Origin of the sequence: Parasulfitobacter algicola, from assembly GCF_013315265.1 — a bacterium.
Lineage (GTDB): Bacteria > Pseudomonadota > Alphaproteobacteria > Rhodobacterales > Rhodobacteraceae > Parasulfitobacter > Parasulfitobacter algicola.
This window is the reverse complement of record NZ_JABUFE010000009.1, coordinates 109,848-132,074: the sequence shown is the minus strand read 5'-3', so window position 1 is coordinate 132,074 and position 22,227 is coordinate 109,848. Positions and strand designations below refer to the sequence as shown.

The 22,227-nt window shown below is 49.3% G+C and carries 23 protein-coding genes; 12 read left to right on the top strand and 11 right to left on the bottom strand.

All coding sequences use genetic code 11. From position 1 onward, the window contains the following. Positions 1-117: 117 nt before the first annotated feature. From HRQ87_RS14620 to HRQ87_RS14590, 7 genes are all read left to right on the top strand, one after another. Positions 118-447 carry a DUF2794 domain-containing protein gene (locus HRQ87_RS14620; protein WP_174139182.1) on the top strand — a complete coding sequence of 110 codons (330 nt, stop codon included), beginning with the start codon at positions 118-120 and terminating at the stop codon, positions 445-447. Positions 448-489: 42 nt separating this feature from the next. Then, positions 490-1,005 carry a DUF1643 domain-containing protein gene (locus HRQ87_RS14615; protein WP_174139181.1) on the top strand — a complete coding sequence of 172 codons (516 nt, stop codon included), beginning with the start codon at positions 490-492 and terminating at the stop codon, positions 1,003-1,005. A gap of 121 nt (positions 1,006-1,126) precedes the next feature. Next, on the top strand, positions 1,127-1,999 hold the full coding sequence (locus HRQ87_RS14610) for a calcium-binding protein (protein WP_174139180.1): 873 nt from the start codon (positions 1,127-1,129) through the stop codon (positions 1,997-1,999). A gap of 179 nt (positions 2,000-2,178) precedes the next feature. Then, positions 2,179-2,448, top strand: a complete 270-nt coding sequence (rpsO, locus tag HRQ87_RS14605; protein ID WP_174139179.1) for a 30S ribosomal protein S15 — start codon at positions 2,179-2,181, stop codon at positions 2,446-2,448. A gap of 150 nt (positions 2,449-2,598) precedes the next feature. Beyond that, on the top strand, positions 2,599-4,734 hold the full coding sequence (pnp, locus tag HRQ87_RS14600) for a polyribonucleotide nucleotidyltransferase (RefSeq protein ID WP_174139178.1): 2,136 nt from the start codon (positions 2,599-2,601) through the stop codon (positions 4,732-4,734). 115 nt (positions 4,735-4,849) lie between these two features. After that, entirely contained in the window at positions 4,850-5,470 is a 621-nt protein-coding gene (locus tag HRQ87_RS14595; RefSeq protein ID WP_174139177.1) for an inner membrane-spanning protein YciB, read from the top strand. A gap of 61 nt (positions 5,471-5,531) precedes the next feature. Beyond that, positions 5,532-7,424: a propionyl-CoA synthetase gene (locus HRQ87_RS14590; protein ID WP_174139176.1), complete on the top strand. Its 1,893-nt coding sequence runs from the start codon at positions 5,532-5,534 to the stop codon at positions 7,422-7,424. Here the strand turns inward: HRQ87_RS14590 and HRQ87_RS14585 are convergent. Then, a complete protein-coding gene (locus tag HRQ87_RS14585) occupies positions 7,421-8,188 on the bottom strand; it encodes an NAD kinase (protein WP_174139175.1) in 768 nt (255 codons plus the stop codon). The genes HRQ87_RS14590 and HRQ87_RS14585 overlap by 4 nt on opposite strands. A gap of 173 nt (positions 8,189-8,361) precedes the next feature. Between HRQ87_RS14585 and glyA the strand changes: the two genes are divergently transcribed. Next, entirely contained in the window at positions 8,362-9,657 is a 1,296-nt protein-coding gene (glyA, locus tag HRQ87_RS14580; protein ID WP_174139174.1) for a serine hydroxymethyltransferase, read from the top strand. Positions 9,658-9,666: 9 nt separating this feature from the next. On the opposite strand, the gene HRQ87_RS14575 is transcribed toward glyA, so the two are convergent. Then, entirely contained in the window at positions 9,667-10,038 is a 372-nt protein-coding gene (locus HRQ87_RS14575) for a hypothetical protein (protein WP_174139173.1), read from the bottom strand. A gap of 75 nt (positions 10,039-10,113) precedes the next feature. On the opposite strand from HRQ87_RS14575, the gene HRQ87_RS14570 reads away from it, so the two are divergent. From HRQ87_RS14570 to HRQ87_RS14560, 3 genes are all read left to right on the top strand, one after another. Beyond that, positions 10,114-10,869, top strand: coding sequence for an alpha/beta fold hydrolase (locus HRQ87_RS14570; RefSeq protein ID WP_174139223.1), 756 nt, complete (start codon positions 10,114-10,116; stop codon positions 10,867-10,869). A gap of 91 nt (positions 10,870-10,960) precedes the next feature. Continuing rightward, entirely contained in the window at positions 10,961-11,755 is a 795-nt protein-coding gene (locus HRQ87_RS14565; protein ID WP_174139222.1) for a sterol desaturase family protein, read from the top strand. Beyond that, positions 11,752-12,240, top strand: coding sequence for a SixA phosphatase family protein (locus tag HRQ87_RS14560; protein ID WP_174139172.1), 489 nt, complete (start codon positions 11,752-11,754; stop codon positions 12,238-12,240). Before HRQ87_RS14565 ends, HRQ87_RS14560 begins: the two co-directional genes overlap by 4 nt. 60 nt (positions 12,241-12,300) lie before the next feature. Here HRQ87_RS14560 and HRQ87_RS14555 read toward each other — a convergent pair whose 3' ends face one another. The 9 genes from HRQ87_RS14555 to HRQ87_RS14515 all read right to left on the bottom strand — a co-directional run bounded on the left by HRQ87_RS14555 (position 12,301) and on the right by HRQ87_RS14515 (position 21,634). Then, positions 12,301-13,068 carry an amino acid ABC transporter ATP-binding protein gene (locus HRQ87_RS14555; RefSeq protein ID WP_174139171.1) on the bottom strand — a complete coding sequence of 256 codons (768 nt, stop codon included), beginning with the start codon at positions 13,066-13,068 and terminating at the stop codon, positions 12,301-12,303. Between the two features lie 15 nt (positions 13,069-13,083). Next, positions 13,084-14,613, bottom strand: coding sequence for an amino acid ABC transporter permease (locus HRQ87_RS20290; RefSeq protein ID WP_246252296.1), 1,530 nt, complete (start codon positions 14,611-14,613; stop codon positions 13,084-13,086). A 1-nt stretch (position 14,614) separates the two neighbouring features. Then, positions 14,615-16,135 (bottom strand): amino acid ABC transporter permease, encoded by a 1,521-nt coding sequence (locus tag HRQ87_RS14545; RefSeq protein ID WP_174139170.1) that lies wholly within the window; start codon positions 16,133-16,135, stop codon positions 14,615-14,617. 118 nt (positions 16,136-16,253) lie between these two features. Beyond that, a complete protein-coding gene (locus HRQ87_RS14540; protein ID WP_174139169.1) occupies positions 16,254-17,270 on the bottom strand; it encodes an amino acid ABC transporter substrate-binding protein in 1,017 nt (338 codons plus the stop codon). A 207-nt stretch (positions 17,271-17,477) separates the two neighbouring features. Beyond that, positions 17,478-18,194 (bottom strand): ATP12 family protein, encoded by a 717-nt coding sequence (locus HRQ87_RS14535; protein WP_174139168.1) that lies wholly within the window; start codon positions 18,192-18,194, stop codon positions 17,478-17,480. Between the two features lie 2 nt (positions 18,195-18,196). Next, positions 18,197-18,880: an HAD-IA family hydrolase gene (locus tag HRQ87_RS14530; RefSeq protein WP_174139167.1), complete on the bottom strand. Its 684-nt coding sequence runs from the start codon at positions 18,878-18,880 to the stop codon at positions 18,197-18,199. Continuing rightward, complete coding sequence (locus HRQ87_RS14525; RefSeq protein WP_174139166.1) at positions 18,877-19,920, bottom strand: RluA family pseudouridine synthase; 1,044 nt, start codon at positions 19,918-19,920, stop codon at positions 18,877-18,879. The genes HRQ87_RS14530 and HRQ87_RS14525 overlap by 4 nt, the downstream gene beginning before the upstream one ends. Further along, a complete protein-coding gene (gene crcB / locus HRQ87_RS14520; RefSeq protein ID WP_174139165.1) occupies positions 19,917-20,294 on the bottom strand; it encodes a fluoride efflux transporter CrcB in 378 nt (125 codons plus the stop codon). The genes HRQ87_RS14525 and crcB overlap by 4 nt, the downstream gene beginning before the upstream one ends. Before the next feature lie 32 nt (positions 20,295-20,326). Beyond that, complete coding sequence (locus HRQ87_RS14515) at positions 20,327-21,634, bottom strand: replication-associated recombination protein A (RefSeq protein ID WP_174139164.1); 1,308 nt, start codon at positions 21,632-21,634, stop codon at positions 20,327-20,329. A 118-nt stretch (positions 21,635-21,752) separates the two neighbouring features. Here HRQ87_RS14515 and HRQ87_RS14510 point away from each other — a divergent pair, with 118 nt between their 5' ends. Then, the gene (locus tag HRQ87_RS14510; RefSeq protein ID WP_174139163.1) at positions 21,753-22,214 is read left to right on the top strand and encodes a GNAT family N-acetyltransferase; all 462 of its coding nucleotides are present in this window, start codon (positions 21,753-21,755) and stop codon (positions 22,212-22,214) included. The last annotated feature ends 13 nt before the right edge of the window (positions 22,215-22,227 follow it).

Here is a 22,227-nt window from a genome sequence, read left to right as displayed (position 1 = left end):
ATGATTAACCTTAAATGTTGGCATGGCTGCGGTCTGGGTGCGGAAAACCCCGGTCGTTTTCAGGTCTGAAATAAGGCATGTCTTGATTTGCGTCGAATTTAGCGCAAATGTAGACATATGAACGTGCAAGATACGACACCTTTTCAGGATCAAACCCATTTTCACCGGATTGAACTGAATGTCATTCTTTCTGTGTACGGCCGTATGGTTGCCGCAGGTGAATGGCGCGATTACGGGATTTCATCCTTTCGGGATGTTGCAATTTTTTCGGTTTTCCGGCGCACAGCTGAACACCCACTTTACCGGATCGAAAAACGCCCGAAACTGCGTATGAAGCAAGGTATGTATGCGGTCATTGGAATGGACGGGCAAATATTGAAACGAGGGCACGATCTAAAGGGTGTTTTGCGCGTGTTGGAACGCAAATTAATCCGCGCTGTCGAATAGCGTTTGCTTGCCAATCAAGATCCCTTCCTGCAAGTGTTACCCATGATTATACGAGAACATTTGAAAGGCGACGCCGCTTCGGTTGCTGTCTATTCTGATTGCGAAGCTTATCGCTATCTTCTGACACGAAGATGGGATGCGGCAGGCCGTAAGGTATTGTTCATAATGCTAAATCCATCAACCGCGACCGAAGTGCAAAATGACCCCACAGTTGAACGATGCGAACGGCGCGCAAGGGCACTTGGCTTTGGCGCGTTCCGTGTAACAAATATTTTTGCGTGGCGTGACACGATACCGAAAAACATGAAGGCGGCGTGTGATCCGATTGGCCCTGAAAACGATAAATCAATTGCGGATAGTTGCTTTTGGGCTGACCAGATCATCGCGGCGTGGGGTACCCATGGGGATCATCTAAAACGGGGGCAATCTGTTGCGGCGTTATTGCAAAAAACAGGTCGACCAGTTTTCCATTTGGGATTAACCAAAGACGGTCACCCTAAACATCCACTTTACATTTCTTACACACAGCAACCGGAAATCTGGAACAATCCGGCGTGATTGTTCAAAAACGCGTGTTTTAAGTTCCTGCAAGCGCTGTGCTGTTAACCAACTGTACACATATAAGTTGTCTTATTGTTGCCTGTCGTTATCAAACGGCATTGGTATCAGTGAGGCAAACATGTTTGGAATTATCGGGCTTTTCAGCATTTTAGCTGCAGGTACTGCGGCTTCGGTCGTATTAATGTCTGATGATCAAGCTGAAGATGAAGCGCCCAATTCTGATGAAGAAACGCCAGATACCGGTGATGCAACCAGCGAAACCACATCTATAGAAGACTTTATTTTCGAAAAAGAAGTCTCAGACGATGCTGCCGAGATATCTGGCGATGACACAGATAACCTGCTTTATGGAAGCGATGAAGACGATGCCATGACTGGAAATGGTGGCAATGATACACTGTTCGGATATGAAGGCGATGATTTGATTCACGGTGGTGATGGTGATGATTTTGTTTCGGGAAACACCGGTAATGACATGATCTGGGGTGCCGACGGCGCAGATGAGCTTCACGGAGGTTCCGGCAATGACGTTGTTATAGGTGGTTCTGGTAATGATACAATCGCAGGATCTTTGGGCGACGATACTCTAACAGGTAACACGGGCGATGATTTATTGCTTGGTGGTGAAGGTAACGACTCAATTACCGGCGGCAGCGGTTCAGATACGCTGATCGGTGGCCTTGGTGATGACACACTTACTGCCGAAGGCGACGATCAATTGAATGGCGGTCAAGGTGCCGACAGCTTTGTTGTGACCACACACGATGATCAGGAAGATGTCCCGGTCATCGGAGACTTTGATGCATCAGAAGACAGCGTCACTATTGTCTATGATGATCAGGCTATATTGAACCCATCCATCACATTTTCCGAAAGCATCTATGAAGATGACGCAACGGACATCATAATGAATGGTGTCGTTGTTGCGTCCGTTCAAGGTGACATGATTGCAGCTGAAAATATTGTTTTACAGGGCCAATCTGCTGCCTAGAGAATTTTTGTTCGTAATGTAAATTTGTTTCCAAGCAGCATTTCGTCATCAGCCTCTTTCCTTTTCGATCTAATTCTCCTATACGCGCGCATCTGCTGTAAAAGCGGATTCTTCTCCATGGGCTCTGCTGGACGACATCCCGGCTTGCGCCATTCACATCCAATTAAAAGGAGTCCCCGATGTCGATTACTGTTGAAGAAAAAGCACGTGTGATGAAGGAATACGCAACCAAAGACGGCGACACAGGTTCGCCAGAAGTTCAGGTTGCTATTTTATCGTCGCGCATTGCTACGCTGACTGAACATTTCAAAACCCACAAGAAAGATAATCACTCGCGTCGTGGTCTTTTGAAACTTGTCGCGCAACGTCGCAAATTACTGGATTATGTAAAAGGCAAGGATGAGGCCCGTTATCAGGATCTGATCAAGCGCCTCGGTCTTCGCCGCTAAGTTTGAAACCGCGCCCATGTGGCGCGGTTTTCGTTTATCCGATGGTGCAAGGAACCGGACCCATTCCTTTGCACAGGATGAAAAGACGGGTCAGGGGTATCCGACCCCTACGCAACGGCCTTGGATTTAGGGCCACACATAGGAAACGTGATGTTTAACGTAACGAAAAAAACGATTGAGTGGGGCGACGAAACCCTCACACTAGAAACGGGCAAAGTTGCCCGCCAAGCTGATGGAACAGTCATCGCAACGCTTGGTGAAACCAGTGTCATGGCGAACGTGACATTTGCGAAAGAGAAAAAAGCAGGTCAGGATTTCTTTCCGCTGACCGTACACTATCAGGAAAAATATTATGCCGCCGGTAAAGTTCCAGGCGGATTTTTCAAGCGCGAAGCGCGTCCTAGCGAAAAAGAAACGCTGACGGCCCGTTTGATTGATAGACCCATCCGCCCCTTATTTGTGGACGGTTTTAAAAACGAAGTTCTGGTCATGTGTACAGTCTTGTCACATGATCTTGTCAATGACGCGGATATCGTCGCCATGATCGCCGCATCCGCTGCATTGACCATATCTGGCGCGCCATTCATGGGCCCGATTGCAGGTGCACGCGTTGGATTTGTTGATGGCGAATATGTATTGAACCCATCAGTGGATGACATGGATCACCTACGTCACAATCCTGAACAACGTCTTGATCTGATTGTCGCAGGTACAAAAGATGCCGTGATGATGGTGGAATCTGAAGCCTATGAGCTGACAGAAGACGAAATGTTGGGTGCCGTAAATTTTGCACATCAACAAATCCAGCCTGTCATCGATCTAATTATTGATCTGGCCGAAGAAACCGCGAAAGAGCCGTTTAACTTCACGCCTCCTGATTTTTCTGCTTTGGCTGACCGAGTTAAAGAACTGGGCGAAAAGCAAATGCGTGAAGCTTTTGCAATTCAAGACAAGCAAGCCCGCAGTGCTGCAATTGAGTCCGCAATCGACGCGGTCAAAGAACAGCTTTCCGAAGAAGAAATGGCCGACGAAAACCTATGGCCCGCTTTCAAAAAACTCGAAGCCAGTATTTTGCGCGGCGATATTGTGAAAACTGGCAAACGCATCGACGGCCGTGATACTTCAACGGTTCGCCCGATTGTATGTGAAACGGGTCTTTTGCCTCGTACGCATGGATCGGCATTGTTTACGCGTGGAGAAACCCAGGGCCTTGTTGTTACGACTTTGGGTACCGGTGATGATGAACAAATCATTGATGCACTGCACGGCACATCGCGCAGCAATTTTATGTTGCATTATAACTTTCCACCCTATTCGGTTGGTGAAGTTGGTCGCGTAGGCCCCCCCGGGCGCCGTGAAGTTGGCCATGGCAAACTGGCATGGCGCGCCCTTCAGGCTGTCCTGCCTGCGGCTACGGATTTCCCTTATACTATCCGTGTCGTATCCGAGATCACTGAATCAAACGGCTCGTCTTCAATGGCATCTGTTTGTGGTGGCTCTTTGTCGATGATGGATGCGGGTGTTCCATTGAAAGCACCGGTGGCTGGTGTTGCGATGGGCCTGATCCTGGAAGATGATAACTCATACGCCATTCTGACCGACATTCTGGGTGATGAAGATCATCTGGGCGATATGGATTTCAAAGTGGCTGGCACAGAAAACGGTATCACATCGCTCCAGATGGATATCAAAGTGGCCGGAATTACGCCCGAAATCATGGCAAAAGCGTTAGAGCAAGCCAAAGAGGGTCGTTTGCATATTCTGGAAGAGATGAGCAAGTCTTTGACAGAAGCCAGCGATTTTTCGGTTCATGCACCACGCATTGAAACGATGACTGTCCCAACCGATAAAATCCGCGAAGTGATCGGATCTGGTGGTAAAGTCATTCGTGAAATTGTTGAAACAAGCGGCGCAAAAGTCGATATCAACGATGATGGCGTAATCAAGATTGCATCGCCAAATGCTGAGTCGATTCAAAAAGCGTATGACATGATCTATTCGATCGTTGCTGAGCCAGAAGAAGGCCAAGTTTACACCGGTAAAGTCGTTAAGATCGTTGATTTCGGTGCATTCGTGAACTTTTTTGGCAAACGTGATGGTCTTGTTCATGTCAGTCAGATCGAAAATCGTCGCCTGAATCATCCGTCTGATGTTCTGAAAGAAGGTCAGGAAGTTAAGGTGAAATTGCTTGGGTTTGACGATCGTGGCAAAGTGCGTTTGTCGATGAAGGTTGTCGATCAGCAAACAGGTGAAGAGGTCAAACCGGAAGACGCTTCCGAAGATTAATTCATATAATAAATGGCAGAACCGTACGCGGTTCTGCCTTATTTAATGCAGCACCTTACTGCCTTGAATTGCAGTGGTTATATTAAGTACACGATATTTACAGGGCCGCGTATTCATGGATGAAAATAAACAGGAAAACACTGAAAAGGCGATCAATCCTCTTTTGAAGATGGCCCTCGAACTTGGTCCCCCCATTCTGTTTTTTATTCTATATATCCGTATTCAGGATGATGTTTTTACAATTGGTGACATCGAATATACTGGTTTTATCTTTGCCACGATCATCTTTGTTCCAATCCTTCTGGCGTCAATTGCAGCGCTTTGGTTTCTGACAGGCAAACTGTCACGTATGCAAATATTCACAGCAGTGATGGTGATTTTGTTTGGGGCACTTACTGCATGGTTCAATGATCCACGCTTTTTCAAGATGAAAACAACGCTTGTTTATGGCTTTTTCACAGTCATTCTTGGCATCGGACTTTTGCAAAAGAAAAGCTACTTAGCCTATGTTTTATCAGAAGCGATGCCAATGCAGCATGAAGGCTGGATGATCCTGACTAAGCGTCTGACAATACTATTTGCAAGTCTTGCCATTGCGAACGAGATTATTTGGCGCAATATGTCCGAAAGCACTTGGGTCACGATTGAAACCTTTATTTTCCCGGTGGTCATGTTTGTTTTCCTTTGGGTACAGATCATGATGCTGCAAAAATATATGGATTTAGACGAAGACTAGCCCAAAGTCTTGCTTGATCTTGTTGCAAAGGTCTTAATGCTGTTCTGGACGGAGTACAGACATGACATACAAGGCGCTTTACAAAAGTTGGCAGGATAATCCCGACGCATTCTGGATGAAAATTGCAGAAAATGTTGATTGGTTTGAAAAGCCATCCAAGGCTTTGTTTGACGAAAAAGCCCCGCTTTATGAATGGTTTGTGGATGGCAAGACCAACACCTGTTGGAATGCCGTTGATCGTCATGTCAAAGCGGGCAGGGGGGATCAGACAGCTATTATCTATGACAGCCCCATAACGCAGACCAAGCAAAAGATATCTTATGCCGATTTACAGACGCGCGTTGCATCGCTGGCCGGGGCGCTGCGGAATAAGGGTGTGGAAAAAGGCGACCGTGTTTTAATTTATATGCCAATGGTGCCCGAGACCATTGAAGCAATGCTGGCCTGCGCGCGATTGGGCGCAATACATTCGGTTGTTTTTGGCGGGTTCGCATCCAACGAATTGGCGGTGCGGATTGATGACGCACAACCCAAATGTATCATAGCCGCATCTTGCGGGATCGAGCCGGGGCGCGTTGTTCATTACAAACCGCTTCTTGACAATGCATTGGGTTTGGCAGCCCAGCAACCTGAATTCTGTGTGATTTTGCAACGTGAACAAGAAGTTGCGAAACTGGAAGAGGGTCGCGATGAAGATTGGCACGAATTTCAATATGGTGTCGCGCCCGCAGACTGTGTTCCGGTTGAAGGCAATCACCCGGCCTATATTCTATATACCTCCGGAACGACGGGCCAGCCCAAGGGTGTTGTGCGCGCGACGGGTGGCCATTTGGTGGCGCTGAACTGGACGATGAAAAATATCTATGATGTCGATTCGGGGGATATTTTTTGGGCCGCCAGCGATGTGGGCTGGGTCGTTGGTCACAGTTATATTTGCTATGCACCTCTGATCCATGGCAACACCACAGTCGTCTTCGAAGGTAAACCTGTTGGTACACCGGATGCAGGTACTTTTTGGCGTATGATCGAAGAGTATAAAATTAAATGCCTGTTCACTGCCCCCACGGCATTCCGCGCGATCAAGCGGGAAGATCCCAAGGGGGAAGAGGTTGAAAAATACGACCTGTCCAGTCTGAAAAGCCTTTTTCTGGCAGGTGAACGGGCTGATCCGGACACGATTGAATGGGCACAATCACAACTGAACGTACCCGTAATTGACCACTGGTGGCAGACCGAAACAGGCTATGCCATTGCGGCCAATCCGATGGGTATTGAAAAATTACCTGTTAAAATCGGATCGCCTGCCGTGCCAATGCCCGGTTATGATGTGCAAATACTGGATGAAGGGGGGCATCCCTTGCCAGCGGGAAAACTGGGTGCGATTGCAATAAAACTGCCCTTGCCCCCCGGAACGTTACCCACACTTTGGAATGCCGAGGATCGGTTTAAATCCAGTTATCTACAGCAGTTTCCGGGATTTTATGAAACTGGCGACGCAGGTTTGGTTGATGAAGATGGTTATCTTTACATCATGGCGCGTACGGATGATGTGATCAATGTGGCAGGTCACAGACTAAGCACCGGCGCGATGGAGGAGGTCTTGGCGGCCCATCCAGACGTGGCAGAATGCGCCGTAATTGGCGTGACAGATGCGCTGAAAGGTCAGTTGCCGCTTGGGTTTTTGTGCCTAAATTCTGGTGTGCACCGTGATCATGCGGATGTTGTGGCCGAAGTGATCAAACTGGTTCGTGAAAAAATCGGACCTGTAGCTGCGTTCAAACTTGCTGTTGTTGTCAATCGTTTGCCGAAAACGCGATCTGGGAAAATCCTGCGCGGAACTATGGTAAAGATTGCAGATAATAAGGCTTTCAAGGCACCTGCTACAATCGATGACCCAGCCATTTTGGATGAAATAAAAGCCGCATTACAGTCGCTTGGATATGCGAACAATTAGACGAACTGTTCTTGTATCAGACGTTCTTCAAGCCCGTGGCCTGGATCGAATAAAATGCGATGTTCGATTGCGGGTTCACTGCGGATTTTCACTGATATTACGTTTTTAACAGATCGGCTGTCTGCATCTGCCATGACGGGCCGTTTTTCAGCTTCGATCACGTCAAAACGCACCTCGGCTGTTTTTGGTAACAGCGCGCCGCGCCATCTGCGCGGACGAAAGGCTGACATGGCTGTCAGGGCCAAAACATCTGATCCGATCGGTAAGATCGGGCCGTGGGCGGAATAATTATAGGCTGTTGATCCAGCAGGTGTGGACAGCAGAGCGCCGTCGCAGACCAACTCATCCATTCTGACACGGCCATCAACTGTGATGCGCAGTTTTGCCGCTTGTGGGCCCGCGCGCAGTAATGACACTTCATTGATCGCCAAACCTTCGTGCATCTTACCGTCTGCAGTTTCGGCGTGCATTGATAGGGGATTTATGACCTCTTGTTGTGTGTCAGCCAAACGGTCAATCAGATCATTTTCACTGTACTCATTCATCAAAAAGCCAATTGTACCGCGGTTCATACCGTAAACTGGGGCGGGTAAATGCTGCGTGTTGTGCAGTGTTTGTAACATAAAGCCATCACCACCCAATGCGACAATGATATCTGCATTATCAGCCGGAACATCGCCATACCGCCCTGACAACACATGTCTGGCGGTTTCAGCGATTTCAGTTTGGCTGGCTGCAAAATGTATTTTCGGCGGCTGTGACATCGCAAAAGATCCTTATTTCCTAAAGACATCGCCTGTGCCAATCGGAAACACAAGGGGCCTATGTGATCGCAGATTGGTTCACCAAAAGTACAAAGGATGCGATCAGGGCTTTTGCGTAGCTGTTACATAAGCTACATCAGACGCAAATTTCCTTTGCAAGCAGGAGCTGGCCCATGAATGCCCCCCATCGCGATGACGGATTTTTCACTGAAACGCTTGAAACGCGTGATCCTGATATCCATGCCGCCATTCAGTCTGAACTTGGTCGCCAACGTGACGAGATTGAGCTGATCGCCAGCGAAAACATCGTATCCGCCGCTGTCATGGAAGCGCAAGGCGGCGTGATGACGAACAAATACGCCGAGGGCTATCCGGGGCGCCGGTACTATGGCGGCTGCCAGTATGTCGATATCGCGGAAAATCTGGCGATTGAGCGGGCGTGTCAGCTGTTTGACTGCGGCTTTGCGAATGTACAGCCAAATTCCGGCAGCCAGGCGAACCAGGGGGTTTTCACCGCCCTTTTGCAACCCGGCGACACGATCTTGGGGATGAGCCTGGATGCAGGTGGCCACCTGACCCACGGGGCCAAGCCGAACCAGTCCGGCAAGTGGTTCAATGCGATACAATACGGCGTGCGTCACGACGACAACCACGTGGATTACGATCAAATCCAGGCATTGGCCACCGAACATCAGCCCAAGATGATCATTGCTGGCGGGTCTGCCATTCCGCGCCAACTGGACTTCGCGAAGTTCCGCGAAATTGCCGATAGCGTGGGCGCCTATCTGCTGGTAGACATGGCGCATTTCGCGGGTCTTGTGGCGGCGGGTCTGTATCCGTCGCCCTTCCCGCACGCCCATGTCGCGACGACGACGACGCATAAAACCCTGCGCGGTCCCCGAGGTGGGATGATCCTGACTAACGATGAAGCGTTGGCTAAAAAGTTTAACTCGGCCATCTTTCCCGGAATTCAAGGCGGGCCTTTGATGCATGTAATTGCAGCAAAAGCTATTGCGTTCGGCGAAGCGCTGCGCCCTGAATTCAAGACCTATCAGGCGCAGGTGATCAAGAATGCACAAGCCCTGGCTGATCAGCTTATCAAAGGTGGCTTGGACATTGTGACGGGCGGTACAGATAGCCATGTGATGCTGGTCGATTTGCGCCCCAAGGGCGTAAAGGGCAATGCAACCGAAGAGGCCTTGGGCCGCGCTCATATCACATGCAACAAAAACGGTATCCCTTTTGATCCGGAAAAACCGATGGTCACATCCGGTATTCGTCTTGGATCGCCTGCAGGTACAACACGCGGTTTTGGTGAACCTGAATTCCGCCAGATTGCTGATCTTATTGTCGAAGTTGTCGATGGTTTGGCGGCAAATGGGGTGGATGGCAATGCCGACGTTGAAGCTGTGGTAAAGGCTAAGGTTTTGCAACTTTGTGGGCAGTTCCCAATTTATCAAGGGCTTTGACCGCTTGGATTAAAGATAGCCTTGCCAATATAGAAAAACGGCCAAGGCAACGCCGACGAGCAAAATATTCAGTCCTGCTATCGAAAATGCATTCAAAAGCGCCGTTCTTCGGCGCTTTTTTTCATCAATTGTATTCAGATAGCGGGTCAGACCTTTGATAGCTCGATCAACACGGACTTGATCAATCATCGGAATGAGTTTTGGATTTTCAGTCAGCTTTAAAACACTGTCTAAATACTCAGCGTTTTTGATAAGGTATCTGGGCAAAAAACGCTTGGCACGTTTGGCTTTTTGCCCAAGCGTTTTACCTCGCAAACTTAGTTTTTGCTCCATCAACGTGGACACTTTTTGAATATCTTTTTGAATACGCTGCAGATCCATAATATGAGCTAAAGCGCAAACGAAGCTTGGCCTCAAGGGCTTGCGTTCATGCGCAAGGCTGATACAGCGGTTTTTATGCTAAATACGATTATAACTGGCGCACAAACCGAACTTCCCCCTTTGTTAATCGCACATGGGCTGTTTGGCTCGGCGCGCAATTGGGGTGTTATTGCCAAACGCTTGTCTGAGAATCGGCAGGTGATCACCGTAGATATGCGCAATCATGGGTTCAGCCCATGGTACGAAAGCCAGTCGTACAATGACATGGCGGATGATCTGATGGCCGTACTGCGTGGCTTTGATGGGCCTGCAGATGTTTTGGGACACTCAATGGGGGGTAAAACGGCTATGGTCTTAGCCTTGCGATATGCTGATTTGGTCAACAGACTGATCATAGCGGATATCGCGCCTGTGACTTATGATCATGATCAATCGTCCCTTATCAAAGCGATGCGAGACATGTCGTTATCACAAGTTGAAAAAAGATCAGACGCAGATTCTTTGCTGAAAGCAGATATTCCGGATGCTGGCGTCAGGGCGTTTTTGCTGCAAAGCCTTGACGTTCAAAACCGCGAATGGCGATTAAATTTGGATGTTTTAGACAAAGAAATGGATAAAATCCTATCATTTCCTAAGATTTCGTCAGTCTTTACCAAATCAACTCTGTTTTTGTCCGGCGCATTGTCCGACTACGTCAAGACAGATCACCGCGAGATTATCAAACCCTTATTCCCAAAGGCAAAATTTGCGAAAATTCCGAATGTAGGGCATTGGTTACATGCTGAAAAGCCACGCGAGTTCGAAGCCGCAGTTCATGCGTTTTTAGCCTGAAATGTACTTTAGAATTCCTGATTAGCGAAAACTCTGTTCACATCTTCTTATGGTCTCTTGCGATAAGCAAAGTTTGAGATAGCTTTGTATGATGGAAAATGAAGCATTTATCCGTTTAGGCATTTTTGTGGGGCTGTTTGCCCTGATCGCGATGCTAGAGGCGATTTTGCCAAGACGGAAAAGGCGCCAAACCCGCACAAGTCGCTGGTTTACTAACTGGTCTATCGTTATTCTTGACACCCTAACACTGCGCTTGATCGCAGTCATTTTACCATTATTGGCGATAGGTGCGTCTATAGACGCAGAACGATTGGGTTGGGGGCTGTTTAACCAAATATCGTTACCATTCGCGCTTGAGATTGTACTGACAATTCTGATCTTCGATTTTGCAATCTGGGCGCAGCATGTTGTCAGTCACAAAATTCCGATCCTTTGGCGTATTCACCGTGTTCATCATGCTGATCGTGATATGGATGTGACAACGGCTATTCGGTTTCATCCGGTCGAAATCGCCTTTTCTATGCTATTGAAAATTGGCCTTGTCTATCTGCTTGGGCCTGCGGCTTTAGCGATCCTGATTTTTGAAATTTTGTTGAACGGATCGGCTATGTTTAATCATGCGAACTTAAAATTGCCGCTTGGTCTGGATCGTATATTGCGGCTTTTTGTGGTAACACCTGATATGCACCGCATCCATCATTCGGTCACACGGGATGAACATGATAGCAATTATGGCTTTGCCCTTAGCTGGTGGGATAGGCTGTTTCAAACATATTCGCAAAACCCGCGCGACGGACATGAGGATATGGAAATCGGGCTTGAATGGCAGGATGATCGTCCCTCAAAACTGGGGTGGAGCTTGTCGTTGCCGTTTCAACGCAAATGAAGCGGTTGATCCTGATCCGCCATGCCAAGTCTGATTGGGGCACGCCCGGTCTGACTGACCATGATCGGCCATTGAACAATCGCGGAATACGATCTGCCAAAGCGATTGGGGATTGGTTGCGAAAACAGTCCTATAACCCTGACCAAGCCATATCATCGTCTGCGCAGCGTACGCAGGATACCTGGGAATATCTTGCATTCAAAGCGCCGGTCCAATTCACGCGGATGCTTTATCATGCTGATCGCGATCAGATGCTAAAGGCTTTAAGACAGGCGACAGAATACTGTGTTTTGATGCTTGGCCACAATCCTGGCGTTGCTGAATTTGCTGAAAGTCTTGTGTCAGATCCACCGAATGATGACAGGTTTTTCACCTATCCGACATGTGCCACCCTGATCGCTGATTTCGACATTGCCAGCTGGTCGGATGTGTCTTGGGGAAAAGCAATCGCGCAAGACTTCGTCGGCCCGCGCGATTTGCTTTAACCTTTCATCGGTCCTTGCTGCACTCTTCACGATAAGCGCTCGGATAGAGTGCAACGAGTGTCAGTGACCCAGAATTTGGCTTAGGAACAATTTGGTGCGGTCTGACTTTGGATTGTTAAAGAACTCTTCCGGCTCATTTTGTTCAACAATCTGACCTGCATCCATAAAGATCACGCGGTTGGCCACTTTGCGCGCAAACCCCATTTCGTGGGTCACGCAAAGCATTGTCATGCCTTCTTCGGCCAGTTCGATCATCGTGTCCAGCACTTCCGAAATCATCTCGGGGTCCAGCGCGGATGTGGGTTCGTCGAACAGCATGATGCGTGGGCGCATACACAAAGACCGGGCAATGGCGACGCGTTGCTGCTGCCCACCGGACAGTTGTCCTGGATATTTATCCGCCTGCTCGGGAATTTTCACCTTTTCCAGAAAGTGCATGGCCGTTTCTTCAGCCTCTTTTCTGGGGGTTTTGCGCACCCAGATCGGGGCCAATGTGCAGTTTTCCAAAATGGTCAGATGGGGGAACAGATTGAAATGCTGAAACACCATACCGACTTCGGACCGGATCTTATCGATATTTTTCAGATCTGATGACAGTACAGTTCCATCGACAGTAATGCGCCCAGCCTGATGTTCTTCCAGCGCGTTGATGCAGCGGATCAAAGTGGATTTACCAGACCCGGAAGGGCCGCAAATCACGATACGTTCGCCGCGGTAAACCGTCAGGTCAATATCGCGCAGCACATGGAAGGTGCCGTACCACTTGTTCATGGTATCAATTTCGATTGCGACCTCGTTTGAGATGGTCATTTGTGCGGGTTGGTTCATGGGGATCACCCTTTCCTAGCGGTGGCCAGTTTGAAGCTTACGCTCCAGCCATTGTGAGTATTGCGAAATGCCATAGCAGATGACGAAGAACAGTAAGGCGGCAAAGCTGAATAGTTCCCAATAGACGCCGTTCCAATCAGTGGATGCCAAAACAGGTCCACGGATCAGACCGATCAGATCGTACATTGAAATGATCGAAACCAGTGTGGTGTCTTTGAACAATCCAACAGCGACGTTGACGATGCCTGGAATTGAGATTTTCAACGCTTGCGGCAGAATGATCAGACGCATGGATTGGGCATAATCCAGACCAAGACTATCAGCAGCTTCATACTGCCCACGCGGTAATGCTGCCAGACCACCCCTGATGACTTCTGCAATATAGGCCGCTGCGAAAAGTGTGATCATGATGATCACCCTTAAAATCAGGTCGAAGTTAGTGCCAGGTGGCAGAAAATAGGCCAGCACGACATTCGCGACGAACAGCAATGTGATTAGTGGTACGCCGCGGATGAATTCAATGAAAACAACGCAAACCCATTTGATAACGGGCAGGTTGGATTGCCGGCCAAGTGCCAATGCGATGCCAAGAGGTAAGGACAGCGACACACACACCGTGCCAAGGATCATGTTCAACATGAACCCACCAATGTCGCGACTTGCGACGGATTGAAGCTCTATCGGTATAATGCTTGATAGAAATTCGACGACGTGGGCGTTTAGTGGGAAGATGGATGCTGCGCCTTGAAAACGGTCGGCCAGCATCATGCTGTTGTCGCCACGTTCCCAGCCCATGGCTGCTATTAAATCGCGTAGAAAATCAAGTAATCCAAAAACCATGGTAATCGGATTCAGGAATAAAATGATTACCACACCAAGAAATGCCAAAACGCCCATAAAGAAAGACTGTTTCGCAAGGTTGCTGTAAAGCATGTATGCCAAACCCAAGCCGATCAAAAGCGTTATGGGCAACCAGATCGATCCACCCCAAACAAACCAAAATGCGACAAATGGATAAAGCCCGGTGAAGATCATCATTTTGCGTGGCAGATCTTGATACAGGATTGGTGCAATCGCCACAAAAAGCAGGATGAAAGCTAAAACAGGACGCCAATATCCAAAAAAGAACTCTTGGAAGAAGTTGGTATTTTCGCGCACACCGCTCGTAAATCTTAGATCTTCGACGGGTACCCCTGTCATAAAGCTAAGAAAAGTCGCGTCGTGTGGATAAGCTGATCCAAACAAAAGCTGGTGCCAACGGTCTGTCAGAACTGAAAAGCAAGCACCGCGCGCGCCCTCAAGAACTGCGCGACAACCGCTTAGGCTGTCAGCTGTCCAAACGCCACTATAGATCCATGGCACAACAAAGATCAGCAGACGTATTACGAAAAACAATGCGATCAGGGTCAGAATTGAATTGATTGGCCCTGAAAACAGGTTCTCGCGCATCCATCTGCCAACGCCACCCTCATTTTGGGGCGGAAGGGATGGCGGAATTTCACTGGTGCGCACGAAAGCAGCAGTATGTGCATGAGTACCGGACATCTTACCGCTCCTTCAGTTTGACTGAATTGTTATAGATATTCATGAACAGCGAAATACTGAGGCTGATCGTCAGATAAAAGATCATCAGCAGCAAAACGGATTCGATCGCTTTACCCGTTTGGTTCAACGTGATCCCGCCAAGCGTACCGGTGACATCCATATAACCCACCGCAATCGCGAGGGATGAGTTTTTCGTCAGGTTCAGATATTGCGAAATCAGCGGCGGAATGATGACCCGTAAAGCCTGTGGCAGAACAACCAGGTTCATGATGCGGTTGGGGCGCAGCCCCAGTGACCCGGCGGCCTCTGTCTGACCTTGGCTGATCGCCTGAATACCGGCACGCACGTTTTCTGCGATGAAGGCACCGGTATAAACGGCCAGTGCCAACCATAATGCAATCAGAGATCCGCGAATTGTAAGCCCACCCGAAAAATTGAATCCGCGTAACGCTGGATAATCCAGATATGCGCCAAGCCAAAACAGCGTCAAAGCTGTGGGCAGAATGATGACTGCGATGCGCATGTGCCAAGTTGCGGGCAGATCGCCAGTGATCTGTTGTTTGGCAATCGCCCAGTCACGGATCAGCCGTGAAACATAAAGGCTAAGCAAAAAGACGACCAGCATGACAACGAAATTGATGCTGAGCGAAAACCGCAAAGATCTTTCAGATTCAGCCCCATTTGCGCTTAGAAGAATTGCATAAACAATGATCGCAGGCCCTAAGGCCACTGCAAGATACACCGCAAGGCGTACAAATCCGGGTAAAAGAGCAAAAGCGCGGCCATAGTTTTGTTGAATAAAGCCAGCCACTTTTACGGCCATATAGATACCGCACAAAAGCGTAATGATCACCAGCCAGAGCGACATATTGATATTGAACAACCCTAAAAAGCTGATGCTGTATGTGTCAGCAAAAACAGGCGGTACGACCAGAATACTGTCAAAGCCATTTTCAAACTGAACCCATGGGATGTAAACGCCGCGGTTGGTGAAAGCGATTGAGTTAAATAACATGGAAGACGCGGGATCATCGCCGCGGAATGCACTGGGCGAAGGCAGAGCAGCGGTCATGATAAAGAAGATAACCAAAATCCAGATTAATACCGGGACATTGCGAAATGCTTCGACATAAACGGCCATCAGCTTTGCGATCAGCCAATTATTCGACAACCGCAAAACCCCTGCTATCACGCCAAGAAATGTTGCGGTGACGCAGCCCAGAACGGCAACGATCAACGTATTCATCACGCCCACGATTGATGCGCGCAGATGTGTATCTTGGTTATTATAATCAATGGGGCGTTGGTTAATGTCATATCCAGCAGGGCTGCCCAAATAATCAAACGAAAATGGGACACCTTGTTCAGCCAAGTTGGTGACAAGATTCATGCCCAGTGATGACATGAACAAAATCAGCACAATCAATGCAATGAATTGAAACGTATATGATCGGTAACGCGTGTCGTTCAATAGCATCGACAGGCGGAACGACGCCGGTTGGGGGTCGGTCGTAGTTGTCATTATGACATCCCTGAAAGCTTCCTGGCTTTATGGCAGATTTTTCTGCTCTGATTGCCTGGTATTTGTCTTTTGATAGCAAAAGGGCGCAAGGTTTCCCTGCGCCCTTTTCCAGATTAATTTACCGGAAAGGTGGTGAGTAGATCAGACCACCTTCGGTCCATTGTGCGTTCAGACCGCGTGCAAGGCCAATTGGTGTGTTTTCACCAATGTTCTTTTCAAACACTTCGCCATAGTTGCCGCCAGCCATGATCGCTTTCTTGGCCCAGTCAGGTTCAAGACCGATCATCTCACCCAAGTTGCCTTCTGTGCCCAAAAGACGGTTTACTTCAGGGTTTTCTGTACCAGCTGACAGATCAGCCACGTTGGCAGATGTCACGCCCAGTTCTTCTGCAGTGATCAGTGCGTTCAACGTCCAGCGCACAACGTCACCCCATTCTGCATCGCCGTGGCGAACCAGTGGGCCCAGTGGCTCTTTCGAAATGATCTCAGGCAATAGAACATGATCGCCAGGGGCTTCGAATGTGGCACGTGTTGCCGCAAGACCTGATGCATCCGTTGTATAAACGTCACATGCACCTGCAAGATACTGCTGTTGTGCTTCGGCATTGGTTTCGATTGGCACCGGCTCATAGCTGATGTTATTCGCACGGAAGAAATCAGCAAGGTTCAGTTCGGTTGTTGTACCGGTCTGAATACAGACTGTCGCACCGTCCAGTTCTTTTGCAGATGACACGCCCAGTGCTTTGGGAACCATAAAGCCCTGACCATCGTAATAGTTCACGCCTACGAATTCGAACTTTAGGTCAACATCGCGCGAGAATGTCCAAGTCGTGTTACGTGCCAGCATATCAATTTCGCCGGACGCAAGGGCTGTGAAACGGGTCTTACCTGTTGTTGGTACAAAAGTAACCGCAGTTGGGTCGCCAAAAATAGCCGCAGCAACAGCGCGACAAAGACTGACGTCAAAACCTTGCCATTCACCGTTTGTGTCTGGTGCACCAAAACCGGCCAGACCAGTTACAACACCGCAGTTAAGCGTACCACGGGCTTTAACGTCGTCAAGCGTGCCAGCAGTGGCAGCACCAGCAACAAGGCCAGCGGCTGTCAGCGTGCCAAGCAAAATGGATTTTTTCATGTTTACCTCTTCCTGATTTTCGCCCCTGTTCAGAGCGTTTCATGCCAGACTTTAGGTCTGGACGTGATCCTTTGAAGGGGCGAGCCCCCTCGGTGACGTAACTTGGGCAAATTCCATGACTGTCGTCAAGGCCGATGCGAGTATTTGATGCATAACTTTATATCAAATGACTTGAGGTTAAGCTACTTGTGATGTGATATCTCTATTTTAGGCTGTAATTTCAGCTAATCGGTAGAATTCATAGGCGTGAAGAAAGGCCTCACGCTTTATTTCCGTTTCCTTTACGGCTTCGTCATCCAAGCCCCATTGTTCACTTTGCCAATCTTCATCGATTCTTGAACTGGCCCAAAGCATTGCCGCGCTGTGGTCGTTTTGGGTGGCTGCCAACCCGATAATCAGTGACCCCGTAAGACTGACCAGATCGTGCAAGGCCGTCAGTTGAAAAGCATCGCATCTGTGAACTTCTTTGGAAAGCTGCCGCAAGGCTTTTTCATTTTGTGGGGCAAACATGACACCAGTATGCGGCTGCAGCCGTGCGTCAAAGCGATCAACTGCCCAGTTCAGCAGGGGGTTCCATGCATCATTCTGTCGTACAATCAATGCATCTGGACCATCTGCACGATAACACAGCAAATCGGTTTCGCCGTAAGCTGCGATCATGTTTGCAACTTCGGTCTGTTGCGTTTGAACCTTATCAATGGCGGCATTCGCGGACCGTGTGTTGGGCATATGGGCGGGGTTGATAATGTCTTTCTGCGCGTCCCATTCTGCAGCAATAGCTTGGGCCAATGCCTGTGTCGGTACAATTAGGGTCGCTTTTGCGGGTGTCTTGATCTCACGATCGTCCAGCAAAATTGCAAATCCATCGGGGCGTTCGTCATGGCTTGCATCAGTCCAAAACCGCTTTTGTTTCCATTCGCTCACGTTTATTTTTCCCAGATGTGGTCCAGCGCGTCAGGCAATGCATCATACCGGTCGATGATCAGATCTGCACCTGCGTGGCCAAGATTATCGCGTGAATGATAACCCCAGCTGACACCAATCGTGCGTATGCCTGCATTGCGACCCATTTCCATATCAAAGCTGGTATCGCCAACCATAACGGCCTGATCAGGCGCTAAACCAGTTTCTGACAAGGCCGCTTCAATCATGGATGGATGTGGTTTTGAGGGGTGAAAATCGGCCACTTGTTCCGTAACGAAAATACCATTCAGACCATGGCCCGTTAATAATGCGTCCAGACCACGACGCGACTTTCCGGTTGCGATGCCCATTAAAATATTGGCCTTTGCATTCAGTTGATGCAGCATATCGCGCGCACCCGGATAGAATGGCGATGTCACTGCTATGTCATTTTCTGCCCGCTGTTCTGCATAAGCATTTTTGTAGGCAGCAACAATTTCGGCCTGCGTTGCGTCATTCGTTTGAGGCGATAATTGTGCAATCGCAACAGGCAGCGACAAGCCAACGATTGATAAAATCTGACTACGATCTGGTACAGCTATATCAACGCTTTCAAACGCGGCTTTCATCGAAGATACGATATCATTTTGACTGTCGACCAGCGTTCCATCAACATCAAATATGATCAGGCGAAGGTCTGGGCTCACATCATATCCTCAAAAGGGTCTGTGGGCACGTCTGACGGACTCCAACCGAATGTGTCCCACGTATGGACCATGTGGTCTGGTAAAGGAGCAGTAAGCGATAGTTTCGCCTTGGTAAAAGGGTGTTCCAGGCTGATGGATCTGGCATGCAAATGCAGCTTGCGCGATATATCTCCGCCCAATTGTGCGCCCCAGCCATCGCCCATGTTTTCCTGACCCGATCCACCATACTTACCGTCACCTATGATCGGGTGTCCCAGCTCGGCCATATGGGCGCGTAATTGGTGGGTTCGCCCGGTAATCGGAACCAGTGCGACCCATGCCGCCCGTCTGGCAAGGGTGCTTAGAACAGCATAATCGGTGGTTGCCCGTTTGGCATCGGGTGTCTCGTCCACTTTCGCGGGATGAATGCAAAGCATTTTTTCACCTTCACCCTGTTTTCCATGACCTGGCGCTTTGACCAGGCCGTATTTGATCGTGCCCATCTGTGGGCTGGGCACACCGCCGACGATGGCCCAATAAATCTTGCGCGTATCGCGGTGGCGGAATCCTTCGGTCAGGGCACTGGCAGCCTGCCGTGTGCGCGCCAGAACCAGAACGCCAGATGTATCCTTGTCCAATCTGTGCACAAGCCGTGGCTTGTCTTCAAACCCGAATTTCAGGGCCTCAGCCATGCCATCGATATGGCGGGTTTGCTTGCTGCCGCCTTGCGTTGGAAGCCCTGGTGGCTTGTTCAGCGCAATGATATGATCATCGCGATAGATCACGCAGGACTGTATCATCTTTACGTCCGCGTCCGTCAGCGTTGATTTGGGCTGCGACGATACCTGACCCGGTTTTGGCAGCGGTGGCACCCGCACGGATTGGCCTGCCATTACGCGGGTCGAGGATTTAACGCGACCTCCGTCTACCCGCAATTCACCCTTGCGGCACATCTTTTCGATCCGCGCTTGGGCCAGATGGGGAAACTTACGACGCAACCAGCGATCAACACGCTGATCGCTTTCATCATCGGTGACCGTCAATGTCTGTACAGCACTCATGCGAATATTCCTTTGGCCGCAGCCATTCCTGCGAAAAGTGCAGCCAGGGACAGCACAACGGATCCAATGACATAGCCAGCTGCCGCCGTCATTTGCCCGCGTTCAAACAGGGTCACGGCATCCAGTGAAAAGGCAGAAAATGTCGTAAAGCCACCCAAAACGCCCGTCATGATAAAGGGATTCAGGTGAGTCGCGCTGCGTTCAGCGGCATAAATGATGAAAGCACCCATCAGAAAGCTGCCCAATATATTCACCACCATGGTGGTCCATGGAAACCCTGGCCCCAAGATACGAATCATCAGCGCCCCGGTCAGGTATCTGCCAGTCGCCCCGATTGCGCCGCCTGCTGCGACTTGAAGAACAGTTATAAACATGATCGCGTCTGTTTCGTGTCCTGAGACGCTTGTCAACTCTGACGCTTGGCTCGCAGTTTGACAAAATAGTCCAGTCGGCGCTTTAGTTCCCGTTCAAACCCACGTTCAACAGGTTGATAATAAACGGGTCTTTTCATGCCGTCTGGAAAATAGTTTTGACCGGAAAACCCGTCTTCCGCGTCATGATCATAATCATACCCGTTCCCGTATCCCTGATCTTTCATCAATGATGTGGGTGCGTTCAGGATATGTTTAGGAGGCGGGTTTGACCCGGTCTTTTTGGCGGCCTTCATCGCGGCTTTAAAGGCGACATAGCCAGCATTCGACTTGGGCGCAAGTGCGAGATAAGCAACAGCCTGACCCAATGCCAATTCGCCTTCGGGGCTGCCCAACCGCTCATAGGTTTCCCAGGCTTGCAGACAAATAGGCTGTGCCTGGGGATCGGCCAAACCGATGTCTTCGACCGCCATTCGGGTGATCCGACGGGCCAGATAACGGGGGTCTTCGCCGCCATCCAGCATGCGCGCCAGCCAATATAATGCAGCGTCGGGATCTGATCCGCGGACAGATTTATGTAATGCTGATATGAGGTTATAATGCGCGTCACCTGATTTGTCGTACTGCGCAGCACGGCGCATCAGGCGTGTGGTCAGGGCGTCGGTGTCAAGTTTAGCATCCGTTTTCCATCCTATAATTTGTTCGACCAAATTCAGCAATGCGCGGCCATCGCCATCGGCCATGCCAAGCAATGCCTCGCGGGCCTCGCCAGTCAGGGGCAGGGGCTTCTGAAGCTCTTTTTCGGCACGTTGTGCAAGCCTTTCTAGATCAGAAAGTTCCAACCTTTTCAATACCATAACCTGTGCACGACTAAGCACCGCCGCGTTCAGTTCAAAGGATGGGTTTTCGGTTGTGGCGCCGACTAGTAGGATAGTTCCGTCTTCCATATGGGGCAGAAATCCATCTTGTTGCGCTTTGTTAAAGCGATGAATTTCATCAACAAAAAGAAGGGTTTGCCGGTTTTGCGTGCGCCGCAGTTTGGCAGCATCAAAAACTTTGCGTAGGTCTGGCACACCGGTGAAAATCGCGCTGATCTGTATGAAATGCATGTTAGTTTGATCAGCCAAAAGCCGGGCAATTGTGGTTTTCCCAACACCTGGTGGACCCCAAAGGATCAATGAAGACAAGGTGCTAGAGGTCAGCATCGTGCCCAAGGGTCCGTCCGGACCAAGCACATGATCTTGCCCGATCACCTGATCCAAAGATTGCGGGCGCAAGCGATCTGCAAGCGGGCGCGGTGTGGTATCTGGTACCTGCGAAGATGCATCAAAAAGGTCAGCCATCGCCCCACCGTGCGCAGTTTTGTATATTTTGTACATGGGTTTTGTACAAATATTTTGTACAAAAGTCTGGAACTTACAGTGTCGAACTTTGCGAAACTGATCAAAGGCAAATACGACGATGACCCTGAACCAAACTGTGTTTATCCGTAAATTGACAGCACATGATTTCGATGATGCGCTTCAACTTTATGATGAGTTGGTCGGTGCGAAACCCGCAGTACGGGGCGATGATAGGCGGGATCGATTTCAGAGAGTTCTGTCTTTCGAGGGCACGCATATCTTTGGTGCTGAAGTTGATGGCACAGTTATTGGAATGGCGACATTACATGTGTTGCCCAATATGACATATAACGGAAGCCCATATTGCCTGGTCGAAAATGTGGCAACCCTTAAAGCATACCAAAGCCATGGGATTGGTCGCGCTGTGATGCACCATGTGATACAAGCCGCATGGGATGCCGGGACCTATAAAATCATGCTGTTAACCGGACAAAAACGAAATTCTTCTGGATTTTACAGGCGTATTGGTTTCGATCAGGATGAAAAATACGGAATGGTGCTGCGACGTGATTTAACATGAAGTGCTTGGTATT

What these genes read in the sequence shown, in the direction of transcription:
- HRQ87_RS14620 (WP_174139182.1), top strand. Translation starts at nt 118, where the DNA reads ATGAACGTGCAAGATACGACACCTTTTCAGGATCAAACCCATTTTCAC.
- HRQ87_RS14615 (WP_174139181.1), top strand. Translation starts at nt 490, where the DNA reads ATGATTATACGAGAACATTTGAAAGGCGACGCCGCTTCGGTTGCTGTC.
- HRQ87_RS14610 (WP_174139180.1), top strand. Translation starts at nt 1,127, where the DNA reads ATGTTTGGAATTATCGGGCTTTTCAGCATTTTAGCTGCAGGTACTGCG.
- rpsO (WP_174139179.1), top strand. Translation starts at nt 2,179, where the DNA reads ATGTCGATTACTGTTGAAGAAAAAGCACGTGTGATGAAGGAATACGCA.
- pnp (WP_174139178.1), top strand. Translation starts at nt 2,599, where the DNA reads ATGTTTAACGTAACGAAAAAAACGATTGAGTGGGGCGACGAAACCCTC.
- HRQ87_RS14595 (WP_174139177.1), top strand. Translation starts at nt 4,850, where the DNA reads ATGGATGAAAATAAACAGGAAAACACTGAAAAGGCGATCAATCCTCTT.
- HRQ87_RS14590 (WP_174139176.1), top strand. Translation starts at nt 5,532, where the DNA reads ATGACATACAAGGCGCTTTACAAAAGTTGGCAGGATAATCCCGACGCA.
- HRQ87_RS14585 (WP_174139175.1), bottom strand. Translation starts at nt 8,188, where the DNA reads ATGTCACAGCCGCCGAAAATACATTTTGCAGCCAGCCAAACTGAAATC.
- glyA (WP_174139174.1), top strand. Translation starts at nt 8,362, where the DNA reads ATGAATGCCCCCCATCGCGATGACGGATTTTTCACTGAAACGCTTGAA.
- HRQ87_RS14575 (WP_174139173.1), bottom strand. Translation starts at nt 10,038, where the DNA reads ATGGATCTGCAGCGTATTCAAAAAGATATTCAAAAAGTGTCCACGTTG.
- HRQ87_RS14570 (WP_174139223.1), top strand. Translation starts at nt 10,114, where the DNA reads ATGCTAAATACGATTATAACTGGCGCACAAACCGAACTTCCCCCTTTG.
- HRQ87_RS14565 (WP_174139222.1), top strand. Translation starts at nt 10,961, where the DNA reads ATGGAAAATGAAGCATTTATCCGTTTAGGCATTTTTGTGGGGCTGTTT.
- HRQ87_RS14560 (WP_174139172.1), top strand. Translation starts at nt 11,752, where the DNA reads ATGAAGCGGTTGATCCTGATCCGCCATGCCAAGTCTGATTGGGGCACG.
- HRQ87_RS14555 (WP_174139171.1), bottom strand. Translation starts at nt 13,068, where the DNA reads ATGAACCAACCCGCACAAATGACCATCTCAAACGAGGTCGCAATCGAA.
- HRQ87_RS20290 (WP_246252296.1), bottom strand. Translation starts at nt 14,613, where the DNA reads ATGTCCGGTACTCATGCACATACTGCTGCTTTCGTGCGCACCAGTGAA.
- HRQ87_RS14545 (WP_174139170.1), bottom strand. Translation starts at nt 16,135, where the DNA reads ATGACAACTACGACCGACCCCCAACCGGCGTCGTTCCGCCTGTCGATG.
- HRQ87_RS14540 (WP_174139169.1), bottom strand. Translation starts at nt 17,270, where the DNA reads ATGAAAAAATCCATTTTGCTTGGCACGCTGACAGCCGCTGGCCTTGTT.
- HRQ87_RS14525 (WP_174139166.1), bottom strand. Translation starts at nt 19,920, where the DNA reads ATGAGTGCTGTACAGACATTGACGGTCACCGATGATGAAAGCGATCAG.
- crcB (WP_174139165.1), bottom strand. Translation starts at nt 20,294, where the DNA reads ATGTTTATAACTGTTCTTCAAGTCGCAGCAGGCGGCGCAATCGGGGCG.
- HRQ87_RS14515 (WP_174139164.1), bottom strand. Translation starts at nt 21,634, where the DNA reads ATGGCTGACCTTTTTGATGCATCTTCGCAGGTACCAGATACCACACCG.
- HRQ87_RS14510 (WP_174139163.1), top strand. Translation starts at nt 21,753, where the DNA reads ATGACCCTGAACCAAACTGTGTTTATCCGTAAATTGACAGCACATGAT.